Below are 12044 nucleotides of genomic sequence, written 5' to 3' on the forward strand. Positions count from 1 at the left end.
AAGGTTATAAGAGAGAAAATTGAACTGATTATAGAAAGGTTGTGTCCATTCATGGCATTAACAGCTGGAATCGTTGGTTTACCTAACGTTGGAAAATCAACATTATTTAACGCAATTACAAAAGCGGGCGCATTGGCTGCAAACTACCCATTCGCCACGATTGATCCGAACGTCGGTATCGTTGAAGTCCCAGACGCACGTTTAGATAAATTAACAGAATTAGTTGTACCTAAAAAAACAGTACCAACAGCATTTGAATTCACAGATATCGCAGGAATTGTAAAAGGTGCTTCCAAAGGTGAAGGTCTAGGTAATAAATTCTTAGCTCATATCCGTGAAGTAGATGCAATTTGCCAAGTTGTACGTTGTTTTGTAGATGAAAATATTACACACGTATCGGGTGCGGTGGATCCAATCGATGATATCGAGGTTATTAACCTAGAGCTAGCACTAGCTGATTTAGAATCGGTAGATAAACGAATCCAACGTGTTAGTAAAATGGCAAAACAAAAAGACAAAGAGGCCATGATTGAAGAGCCAGTACTCTTAAAAATTAAAGAGCAGTTAGAGAACGGTAAGCCAGCGCGTGCAGCTGAGCTTTCAGATGATGAACTGAAAGTAATAAAAGGTCTTCATTTGTTAACAATTAAACCAATGCTGTATGTTGCAAACGTTTCAGAAGATGAAGTGGCCGATGCTGACAATAATGAATATGTCCAAAAGGTACGTGAATATGCATCAGCTGAAGGTGCGCAAGTCATTACAATTTGTGCGAAAATTGAGGAAGAAATCTCAGAGCTAGACGATGAGGAAAAGGCTATGTTCTTAGAAGAATTAGGAATTAAAGAGTCTGGTTTAGATCAGCTAATCCGTACTTCTTATGACTTATTAGGCTTAGCTACGTATTTCACTGCGGGTGTACAAGAGGTTCGTGCATGGACGTTCCGTAAAGGTATGAAGGCACCGCAATGTGCAGGGATTATCCATACAGACTTTGAACGTGGCTTTATTCGTGCTGAAACTGTTGCTTATGATGATCTATTAGAGGCAGGTTCTCAAGCAGCGGCAAAAGAAGCAGGTAAGGTACGTCTTGAAGGTAAAGAGTATGAAGTTCAAGATGGCGATATTATGTTATTCCGCTTTAATGTATAAGACGAACAGAGGGCAATCTTAATGATTGCCTTTTTTCAATCATTATTTTATCTGAATTTTTAGAGTATGGGAGTGACGTCAAATGAACATAACCGAAATAAAAGAACGTGGCCTAGAGTTTGAGCAGCTAGGAAGATTACCCCAGGACATCTTAGAATTTATTTATGAACAAAAATTGTTCAAATTGTTCACTGCTAATGAACTAGGAGGTAAAAATCTAGATTTAGTAGAAGGAATAAAAGTATTTCAACAAATAGCTGCCCTCGATGGTAATGTTGGTTGGCTTGTTACAATCGGGACTGGAGGCAATGCATTTATTCCTGCATTTAGCCAAGAAATGTGCGAAAGAATCTTTTCCCCAAAAGAAGCTGTTATCGCAGGTAGTGGCTATCCAACGGGAATTGCTATAAAGGTAGAAGGAGGTTATGTGGTAACAGGGCAATGGAAATACTGTAGTGGTTCAGACTATGCTACAACCTTTACCATGAATTGTTTGATAGAGCAAAATGGCATGAAAACAGAAAATATCATTAGTTGCTCCTTAGACCGTCAAGATGTAGAAGTTTTACATGATTGGCGCGCAATGGGCTTGAAGGCAACGGCAAGTCATACAATTCGCGTGAACAATGTATGGATACCTCAGGAAGCTACTTTCCAAATAGGTACGATTAGAAATAACTACGGGAATTCCGTACATACCTTTCCATTTACAACCTTTGCCGAGGCTTCTTTTTTAAGCGTTTGTCTAGGAATAACTGAAAATTTATTAGAAGAAGCATTTATTTTAATAAAGCAACGAAATCATGCTGCTAATCGAACTGAGCGTATGGGAGCTTTACAGTTTTTATTCATGCAACAGCAAAAGCATTTTAAACAATGTGAGCAGCAGTTCTATACAACCTTGTCAGGATATTGGCAAAAGCATCAACAAGATCAATCATTGACAGAGGAAGAACTAATGCAATTTACACAAATGAGTAAAGAAATTGCGGCTGCTTGTATAGAGATTGCAAATAAACTAATACGTAACCTTGGCATGGATGCTATCACAGAAACCTCTCGATTAAATCGAATTTGGAGGAATTTGTATACAGCCGCACAGCATGGATTTTTAACTCCTTAAGAGGAATGACTAGACTCAGACATTATGGCTAACGACAGAGTCTAGTTTTCGTATGTATGTATTTTACCTTGGTGAACGGTCCTTCTCTGTATAAACATAAAGCTTTGGTAATTCAGGGTCATCTTGTACTAAGGCATTATTGGGATATTTCTGTAACTCCTTATACATGGCAAAATCTCCTACTGCACCTGCCATTAAAAAAGCTCCTACCAGTATTAAAATGGTACTATTAAAATAAAATCCTGCAATAGTAGGGAGAACGCCAGTCATCCAAAATGGCAGCAACAATGCCCGTTTCATTGCGTGGTTGTAAAGCGGCTTTGTAGTAGTTGCATAGGCAACACCTAGCTCTAAGTTTATGCCATATTTTAAAGACTCCAAAGGTACTTTACCAAAAAGCATAAAACCAATTAAATGAAAAGCCTCATGCAACATTATGAAAATGATATACAGAATAACAAACAGTACTGTTCCACCAACGATAGGCCAAAAAGAAAAGTGAAAATCTTTAAAGCAAATATATTGAATGGCTGTAAATAATATGACAAGACCACTTGTAATCACAATATTGTCGATCATTAATTTTTTTATATCTAATTCAATAACAATAGGTTCTTTATTTGGTAGCACAAAAGTTCTCCTTTCACGAATGAATCATGTTAGGTTCATTATATAAAATGAATTGTTAGTTTGCGACTTGAAAGACAAGTACCTATATGTTACAATTCATTGATGTGAGTAATAATTTATTACTTGCTCCTTGCTCCCTTAATATAGGAGAGCCTAGTCCATAAGGAGGTGTAAACAGATGAGAAAATACGAATTAATGTACATCGTACGTCCGAACATTGAAGACGAAGCGAAGAAAGCTTTAGTTGAACGTTTCAACGAAGTTTTAACTTCTAACGGTGCAGAAGTCATCGAATCTAAAGAGTGGGGCAAACGCCGCTTAGCTTATGAAATTCAAGACTTCCGCGAAGGTTACTACCAAATCGTAAAAGTAAACGCTACTTCAGATGCAATCAACGAGTATACACGTCTAGCTAACATCAGCGAAGACATCATTCGTCACATTGCAGTTCGCCAAGAAGCTTAATATTGAATGATTTTTTAACAAAACGCTGAAAAGGAGGTTGCATTCTGATGATAAACCGTGTCGTATTAGTTGGAAGACTAACAAAAGATCCTGAGCTACGTTATACACCAAATGGAATTGCGTCTACAAGATTTACAGTTGCTGTGAATCGTGCATTCTCAAATCAACAAGGTGAACGTGAAGCTGATTTCATTAACTGTGTTGCATGGCGAAAACAGGCTGAAAACCTAGCGAACTTCATGCGAAAAGGAAGTTTAATTGGGGTAGAAGGTCGTATCCAAACAGGCAGTTATGAAGGACAAGACGGTAAGCGAGTATATACAACAGACGTTGTGGCGGATAGCGTACAGTTTTTAGAACCACGTAATGGTAGCAGTGCTCCTGCTCCTCAATACGGTGGTGGACAAACTTACGGTAATAACCAACCGTCCTATGGCGGTGGTCAACCACAGCAGCAGTTTGGTGGCGCTATGCCAGGACAGGGTTCCTATGGCGGCGATGCTTATCAGCAAAATCAACCACCTATGAATCAGCCAAACTATACACGTGTAGATGAGGACCCATTTGCTAATAGCAAGGGACCGATAGAAGTATCTGAGGATGATCTTCCATTCTAATGCTTCAAGAATATTAAAAAAAGATAAGGAGGAGACACACTATGGCACCACGTCGCGGAGGCCGCAAACGCCGTAAAGTTTGCTACTTCACTGCTAATAACATTACGCATATCGACTATAAAGATGTAGATTTATTAAAAAAATTCATCTCTGAGCGCGGTAAAATTTTACCACGTCGCGTAACTGGCACTAGCGCTAAGTACCAACGTAAATTAACTTCAGCTATCAAAGTATCTCGTATCATGGGATTACTTCCATTCGTAGCAGAAGATAAATAAGATTGATGACGTTAAGGTAATGGACCTTACATCAATTTTGAAAACCAGCATATTACGATATTCGTATCGGATATGCTGGTTTTTTTTATCGAAAAATGAAGTAGAAGATTATTAGATAAAATTCTTAATAAAGCATATAGTGAGCTAAGCGTTTTTTGTTCAATACTATGAAAAAATGGTACAATAAAGGGTAGTAAGTTTGACTGAAAAAAAGGAAGGTTTTCAATGCCGAATAATCAAACAAAAGCGCTTGTCCAAGGCTCGATGATGGTTGCACTTTTTACAATATTAATGCTGATTTCCGCATATGTACCATTCGTTTTTATAGTAGCTTTAATATTCGCTCCACTACCGGTTGCTTGGTATAGTGCAAATTACAAACGTTCCTCATCAATACTATTAGCAACAGTAGGCTGTTTTTTAACAAGTATAGCGACTGGAATGTCGATGTTACCATTTGCCTTTGTTTTAGGGTTACTGGGTGTCGTGATGGGTAACGCTATTTATCAGAAGAAGAGTAAGCTGTATTTATTTATGGCAACGGGGATTGCTAATCTAATCTCGATGGCACTTGTTTATGTTGCCTATGTGAAATTTGCAGGGATTGATTTCATTAGCATGAGTTTAGAGATGACTCGCAAAAATTATGAGCAATCAAATGAATTTGCGAAAAACGTAACAGGGCAAGTAGCGATAAAGCCCGAACAGCTCGAGGCTATGTTTAAAACGATCGAGCTGACAATGCCTGCAACAATAACAATGTTAGCATTTTTTGCCGCATTTATTATCATAGCGCTAAATTTACCAGCTTTAAAACGACTTGGTGTCGATGTTCCAAAATTTGCGCCATTTCAGAATATGCGCTTACCACGCTCTATTTTATGGTATTATATGATCGTTTTATGCATTAATTTATTCATGCGTCCAGAGGCTGGTTCAACACTAGATATTATCGTATTGAATGTTTCTTATATTTTATGGGTGCTGCTCATTCTACAAGGGATATCATTTATCCATTATTTCATTTCTAGAAAAGGGATGCCAAATGGTGTTAAATGGGTTGCTACCATATTAGCTATTCCATTATCATCCTTCATGATCTTACTAGGTATCGTTGATTTAGGTTTTGACGTACGTTCACTTGTAAAGGGGAAGACTAAAGAATAAGGGGCTGATTGTAATGGGAACTTTTAGAAAACGACCAATTCGCTATCCGCTTTTTGTTCTTTCCATTTTTGGAATTGTGACGTTCGTACTTCTATGTATTTGGAATATCGGGATAGGTCTAGGTTATGGAATAGGTTTTGCTTTACTGATGGTCTACACATGGAAGGTGGAAAAGATTGCTTTTGAAGAAACTGAAAAGCATATAGAATCCATTTCATTCCGCATGAAAAAAGTAGGGGAAGAAGCATTGCTTGAAATGCCAATTGGAATACTGTTGGTAAACGAGCAATATGAAATAGAATGGTCGAATCCATATATGCAAGGTATCTTAAATATGGAATCATTAGTAGGAGAGGGAATTGTTAATATTTCTGATGATATCTACGTACTAATGAAGACTGAAGAAACAAATGAGGCTACAATTACATTACGTGATCGTAAATATCGTGTTTATTATAAAAAAGAGGAACGATTACTATACTTCTTTGATATTACTGAGCAGATTGCTATTGAGAAGCAATACTTTGCAGATCGTACAGTTATCGCTATTTTATTTGTTGATAATTATGATGAAATCACACAAGCCATGGATGACCAGCCGCGTAGTTTAACGAATACGATGGTTACTTCAATCGTCAATGAGTGGGCTGCTGAGCATGGTGTATTTGTAAAACGAATATCATCAGATCGTTTTTTAGCCGTATTAAACGAATCAATTTTAACAGAGCTTGAAAAGAAAAAATTTGCTATTTTAGATGTTATCCGAGAAAAAACAGCGCAAAAGAATTTATCTTTAACATTAAGTATTGGTGTAGGAGCGGGTTCGTCCTCCCTAGTGGAGCTAGGTGAATTGGCACAATCAAGTCTGGATCTTGTATTAGGCCGTGGTGGTGACCAAGTCGCAATTAAGCAACCTACTGGAAAGCTTAAATTCTATGGTGGGAAAACCAATCCGGTTGAAAAGCGCACACGTGTTAGAGCGCGCGTCATCTCACATGCATTACGTGATTTAATTCAAGATAGTGATCAAGTGTTTGTTATGGGACATAAAAGTCCTGATATGGACTCTATTGGTGCGTCCGTCGGTGTTCGGAAAATGGCACAAATGAATGATGTAAAGGGCTATGTCATTATAAATTTTGATGAATTAAATGGTAGTGTTACACGTTTAATGAATGAAATAGAGAGTAAATCAGATTTCTATGAAAACTTCCTAACACCAGAGGAAGCTGCTGGGAAAATGACTGAAAAATCTTTGCTTGTTATTGTGGATACACATAAACCTAATTTAGTTATTGATGCACACTTATTAAAGCTAGCTGAAAAGGTTGTTGTCATCGACCATCATCGTCGAAGTGAGGATTTTATTGAAAATCCAACACTTGTTTATATGGAACCGTATGCCTCATCTACAGCTGAGCTTGTCACTGAGTTATTAGAATATCAGCCCAAGCGTGCAAAGATTAATATGCTAGAGGCTACTGCCCTACTAGCAGGTATTATTGTCGACACGAAGAGCTTTACACTTCGAACGGGAGCACGTACATTTGAAGCAGCTTCGTATCTACGAACGAATGGAGCAGATACAGTATTAGTGCAACGTCTTTTAAAAGAAGATGTAGACACTTATATTGAACGATCCAAAATAGTGCAAACAGTTAAATTCGTTAAACCAGGAATTGCTGTGGCTGTAGGTGAGGAATCGAAAGTGTATGATTCTGTCTTAATTGCACAAACAGCAGATATTTTACTAACTATGAAGGATGTTGGTGCATCGTTTGTGATTGCACATCGGGCAGATGGAAAAATAGGAATTAGTGCCCGATCACTAGGCGAAGTCAATGTACAGCTTATTATGGAAAGACTTGGCGGTGGTGGCCATTTAACAAACGCCGCCTGCCAAATAGAAGCCAAAACCATTGATAACGTGAAAACACAATTAGAAGAGGCCATAGAAGAGGTCTTTGAAGGGAGTTCTGACTAATGAAAGTAGTATTTTTAAAAGACGTTAAAGGAAAAGGAAAAAAAGGTGAGATTAAAAACGTAGCAGATGGTTACGCACAAAATTTCTTAATTAAAAATGGTTATGCAGCAGAGGCAAACGCTCAAGCTCTAAGTCAATTAGATGGTCAGAAAAAATTAGAGGCAAAAAATGCGGCTGCCGAACTAGCAGAAGCACAAGCGTTAAAGGAAAAATTAGAAACATTAACAGTTGAGCTAAAAGCAAAGTCTGGTGAAGGTGGCCGTCTATTTGGTTCAGTGTCTACAAAGCAAATTGCAGATGCCTTACAAAAAGTGCATGGCATTAAAATTGATAAACGTAAAATGACTTTGAATGACGGGATTCGTGCACTGGGCTTTACAAATGTTCCTGTAAAACTACATCATGAAGTAACTGCTACATTAAAAGTACATGTAACGGAAGAATAAGGAGCGACGATCCATGAACGAACCGATGATGGACCGCGTTCCACCGCATAACCGGGAGGCGGAGCAATCGGTTATCGGTGCTATTTTCCTTGAGCCACAATCTTTAATCACGGCATCGGAAATTTTATTGGCAGATGATTTTTATTTAAATGCCCATAAGAAAATTTTTGAAACAATGCTGCGGTTAAGTGATCAAGGGAAAGCAATAGATGTTGTAACAGTTACGGAAGAATTATCAGCTAAAAAAGAGATTGAAGACGTTGGCGGGCTATCCTATTTACTAGAGCTCGCCAATGCTGTCCCTACAGCTGCCAATGTCGCTCACTATGCCAAAATCGTTGAGGAAAAGGCACTGTTACGTCGATTGATTCGTGTTGCTACTAAAATTGTTGAAGATGGCTACACACGAGAAGACGAAGTAGAGGCATTACTAGGCGAAGCAGAGAAAAAAATGATGGAGGTTGCTAATCGGAAGAATGCTGGGGACTTTAAGCATGTGAAAGACGTGCTAGTGGAAACTTTCGATAACATAGAGCAGCTTCAATCGCAAAAGGGAGATGTAACGGGTATACCGACAGGCTTCCGTGATTTAGATAACATTACTGCTGGCTTCCAACGCAACGATTTAATTATTGTAGCTGCCCGCCCATCCGTAGGGAAAACTGCCTTTGCATTGAATGTTGCGCAAAGCGTTGCCGTACAGGCAAGAGAAAATGTTGCCATCTTCTCTTTAGAGATGGGGGCAGAGCAACTTGTCATGCGTATGCTTTGTGCAGAAGGAAATATTGATGCACAAGTTTTACGTACAGGTGCTTTAACTACGGAAGATTGGGGTAAACTAACTATGGCAATGGGTAGTTTATCGAATTCGGGGATTTTTATTGATGATACACCAGGTGTTCGCATTAATGAAATTCGTGCAAAATGTCGACGTTTAGCACAAGAAAATGGGCTTGGAATGATCCTTATTGATTATTTACAGCTTATTCAAGGTAGCGGGAAACCAGGGGAAAACCGTCAGCAAGAGGTATCGGAGATTTCACGATCGTTAAAAGGACTAGCACGTGAATTAAAGGTACCTGTTATTGCCCTATCACAGCTATCTCGTGGAGTTGAGCAACGACAAGATAAACGTCCGATGATGAGTGACTTACGTGAATCGGGAAGTATTGAGCAAGATGCAGATATTGTAGCCTTTTTATACCGTGATGACTATTACGATAAAGAGTCTGAAAGTAAAAATATGATCGAAATTATTATTGCAAAGCAACGTAACGGTCCAACGGGGACAGTTACACTTGCCTTTAAAAAAGAGTTCAATAAATTCATTAATGTGGATTGGTCACAAATGCCACCGCCACCGCCACGTGATTAGTCATGTTGCTCGTCATTCAGATAAATTGCCTTTTCAAATTAACCTTAGACTGAATTAATCTGAATGTTCGATAATATTCATACCATTCTGTTATTAAACACGAACGTTAAATCAGATTTTTTGATTTTATGTTCGTGTTTTTTCACTGTTTTTTATTGACGAGGTGTTTCTATCATTGTTACAATGGTTGAGGCTTAAAAATTGAGATACACAGGTATCTAACGGAGGTGCTGATTATGACATCAGTAGTAGTTGTAGGAACACAGTGGGGAGACGAAGGAAAAGGTAAAATTACAGATTTCCTTTCGCAAAAAGCCGATGCAATCGCTCGTTTTGCAGGTGGAGATAATGCAGGACATACTATTAAAATTGATGGTGAAACATATAAACTTCATTTAATTCCATCAGGTATCTTCTATAAAGAAAAAACTTCAGTTATTGGTAATGGATTAGTTGTCAATCCAAAATCATTAGTAACAGAACTAAAAGGCTTACAAGAGCGTGGCATAAATACAGATAATTTACGTATTTCTAATCGTGCGCATGTGATTTTGCCTTATCATATCAAGCAAGATATTGCGGATGAAGAAAGCCGCGGTGATAATAAGATCGGAACAACTTGTAAAGGAATCGGACCATGTTATCAAGATAAAGTAGCTCGTATTGGTATCCGTATGGCTGATTTACTTGATAAGGATATTTTTGAAGAAAAACTACGTCATAATTTAGCCATTAAAAATAAATTGTTCGAGAAATTCTATGAAGTTGAAGGTCTTACTTTTGAAGAAATTTTTGAGGAATACTATGGCTATGGCCAAGAAATTGCAAAATATGTGACAGATACATCTAAAATTTTGAATGATGTACTTGATGAGGGCGGTAAAGTATTATTCGAAGGCGCACAAGGGATTTTACTTGATGTCGATCAAGGTACGTATCCCTATGTTACATCTTCAAATCCTGTAGCAGGTGGTGTAGCGATTGGTGCTGGTGTTGGTCCTTCACGTGTAACAAGTGTTATTGGGGTATCTAAAGCTTATACATCTCGTGTAGGTGATGGTCCATTCCCTACTGAATTATTTGATGAAGTAGGTCAGCAAATTCGTGAAGTTGGTCGAGAATATGGTACAACAACAGGCCGTCCACGCCGTGTAGGTTGGTTCGATACTGTAGTTGTTCGTCACTCACGCCGCGTAAGTGGTATTACACATCTGGCACTTAACTCAATTGATGTTTTATCTGGTTTAGAGACAGTAAAAATCTGTACTGCCTATAACTATAAAGGTGAAACGATTACAGAGTACCCAGCAAACCTTCATATTATTGAACAATGTGAACCAATTTATGAAGAGCTTCCAGGCTGGTCTGAGGATGTAACAGCATGCCGTACTTTAGAAGAGCTACCTGAAAATGCAAGACGCTATGTAGAGCGTGTTAGCGAATTAACAGGTATTCAAATCGCTACTTTCTCAGTTGGACCTGCTCGTGAGCAAACAAACGTTTTAGTAGATGTTTGGGAAGCATAATTAAATAAAAACAATAAAAAGGGCGTGCCGTATATGGTACGCCCTTTTCTTAGTGAATATCCTTCTTTTTAAAGCGACCACCTTTTACCTCTGCAATATTACCAATGGCTAAAAATGCATTGTCATCAATATCCGCAACAATTGTTTTCAGTTTGGATTCTTCTAAACGAGTAATGACAGTAAAGATGACCTTTTTATCATTTCCTGTATAAGCCCCTTCACCGTGAAGAAACGTCACACCACGGCCAAGTCGATCCATGATGGTTTGTCCAATTTCATCAATAGCATCACTTATGATATAAACTGATTTAGATTCTTCCAAACCTTGAATGACAATATCAATCATTTTATAAGCAATATAGTAAGCAATGATGGAGTACATGGCTTGTTCCCAGTTAAATACAAATCCAGCCACTGCAAAAATAATGATGTTGAAGAACATTATTATTTCCCCAACTGAAAAAGGAGTCTTACTATTAAATAAAATAGCCAATATTTCAGTTCCATCTAAAGAACCGCCATAACGGATGACAATACCGACACCAACTCCTAAAATCATTCCACCAAAAACTGTAGCCAATAATGTGTCTTCCGTAAATGGATGTAGGTTATGTAAGGCAAGTGTTGCTGTAGAGAGTACTGTAATACCTAGACCTGTAGACAGTGCAAAGGTTTTACCAATTTGTTTATAGCCTAAAAAAATAAAAGGTAAGTTTAAAATGAAGATGAAAATACCAAGGGGTAAATGTAATAAATGAGATGTAATAATGGAAACACCTACAATGCCTCCATCCATAATATGGTTGGGTACTAAAAATAACTCTAAGCCCAAAGCCATAATGATTGCACCTAACGATACCATAATAATTCTTAGCAATGTTTTACGCATGTTACTTTTCTGATGCCGCAACATTTTAGTTGCCATATCAGAGGTCTGTGAATCACTCAATTTAATCGCTCCAATCCATAATGTGCCTTCTTTTATATTTTATCGGAATATTAAAAAAGTAAAAAGTATTATGCCTAAATTCACTTGAAAATAACAAAAGAATACTATACCAATGGCAAAGTATATGGTTATTCATAAAACAAATAACATTGTTCAACACCCATTTAATGAATAAAAATACAGTATTTATCAACTATATAAAATGTTTTCTATGTAACAATTAGTAGATAAATAATACATTTACATTACAAAAGAGTGAAATCATTCAAACGCTTTTTTCTTTATGGTACATTATAAGGGTGCAAAAAATCCTTGTGGGTAAATCATCCTA

The 12044-nt window shown here is 37.7% G+C and carries 12 protein-coding genes; 10 read left to right on the plus strand and 2 right to left on the minus strand.

What is annotated here, in order from left to right; all coding sequences use genetic code 11:
* The first annotated feature begins 51 nt into the window (after positions 1–51).
* Positions 52–1152, plus strand: a complete 1101-nt coding sequence (gene ychF, locus AC3CH7_RS20700; RefSeq protein ID WP_012296215.1) for a redox-regulated ATPase YchF — start codon at positions 52–54, stop codon at positions 1150–1152.
* Positions 1153–1234: 82 nt separating this feature from the next.
* Positions 1235–2275, plus strand: coding sequence for an acyl-CoA dehydrogenase family protein (locus AC3CH7_RS20705; protein ID WP_012296214.1), 1041 nt, complete (start codon positions 1235–1237; stop codon positions 2273–2275).
* A 63-nt stretch (positions 2276–2338) separates the two neighbouring features.
* On the opposite strand, the gene AC3CH7_RS20710 is transcribed toward AC3CH7_RS20705, so the two are convergent.
* Positions 2339–2905 (minus strand): DUF3267 domain-containing protein, encoded by a 567-nt coding sequence (locus AC3CH7_RS20710; protein WP_012296213.1) that lies wholly within the window; start codon positions 2903–2905, stop codon positions 2339–2341.
* Between the two features lie 178 nt (positions 2906–3083).
* Here AC3CH7_RS20710 and rpsF point away from each other — a divergent pair, with 178 nt between their 5' ends.
* From rpsF to AC3CH7_RS20750, 8 genes are all read left to right on the plus strand, one after another.
* Positions 3084–3371 carry a 30S ribosomal protein S6 gene (rpsF, locus tag AC3CH7_RS20715; protein ID WP_031415833.1) on the plus strand — a complete coding sequence of 96 codons (288 nt, stop codon included), beginning with the start codon at positions 3084–3086 and terminating at the stop codon, positions 3369–3371.
* Between the two features lie 47 nt (positions 3372–3418).
* Positions 3419–3988, plus strand: a complete 570-nt coding sequence (ssb, locus tag AC3CH7_RS20720; protein WP_036163682.1) for a single-stranded DNA-binding protein — start codon at positions 3419–3421, stop codon at positions 3986–3988.
* A 41-nt stretch (positions 3989–4029) separates the two neighbouring features.
* Positions 4030–4266, plus strand: a complete 237-nt coding sequence (gene rpsR, locus AC3CH7_RS20725) for a 30S ribosomal protein S18 (protein WP_012296211.1) — start codon at positions 4030–4032, stop codon at positions 4264–4266.
* 225 nt (positions 4267–4491) lie between these two features.
* A complete protein-coding gene (locus AC3CH7_RS20730; RefSeq protein WP_488381861.1) occupies positions 4492–5433 on the plus strand; it encodes a YybS family protein in 942 nt (313 codons plus the stop codon).
* A gap of 13 nt (positions 5434–5446) precedes the next feature.
* Positions 5447–7417, plus strand: coding sequence for a DHH family phosphoesterase (locus tag AC3CH7_RS20735; RefSeq protein WP_036162492.1), 1971 nt, complete (start codon positions 5447–5449; stop codon positions 7415–7417).
* Positions 7417–7863: a 50S ribosomal protein L9 gene (rplI, locus tag AC3CH7_RS20740; protein WP_012296208.1), complete on the plus strand. Its 447-nt coding sequence runs from the start codon at positions 7417–7419 to the stop codon at positions 7861–7863. The genes AC3CH7_RS20735 and rplI overlap by 1 nt, the downstream gene beginning before the upstream one ends.
* A gap of 13 nt (positions 7864–7876) precedes the next feature.
* Entirely contained in the window at positions 7877–9238 is a 1362-nt protein-coding gene (gene dnaB / locus AC3CH7_RS20745; RefSeq protein WP_012296207.1) for a replicative DNA helicase, read from the plus strand.
* Between the two features lie 236 nt (positions 9239–9474).
* A complete protein-coding gene (locus AC3CH7_RS20750; RefSeq protein WP_012296206.1) occupies positions 9475–10764 on the plus strand; it encodes an adenylosuccinate synthase in 1290 nt (429 codons plus the stop codon).
* 49 nt (positions 10765–10813) lie between these two features.
* Here AC3CH7_RS20750 and AC3CH7_RS20755 read toward each other — a convergent pair whose 3' ends face one another.
* Entirely contained in the window at positions 10814–11677 is an 864-nt protein-coding gene (locus tag AC3CH7_RS20755) for a YitT family protein (protein ID WP_051800251.1), read from the minus strand.
* Positions 11678–12044 lie beyond the last annotated feature (367 nt).

This window comes from Lysinibacillus sp. F12 (assembly GCF_057773605.1).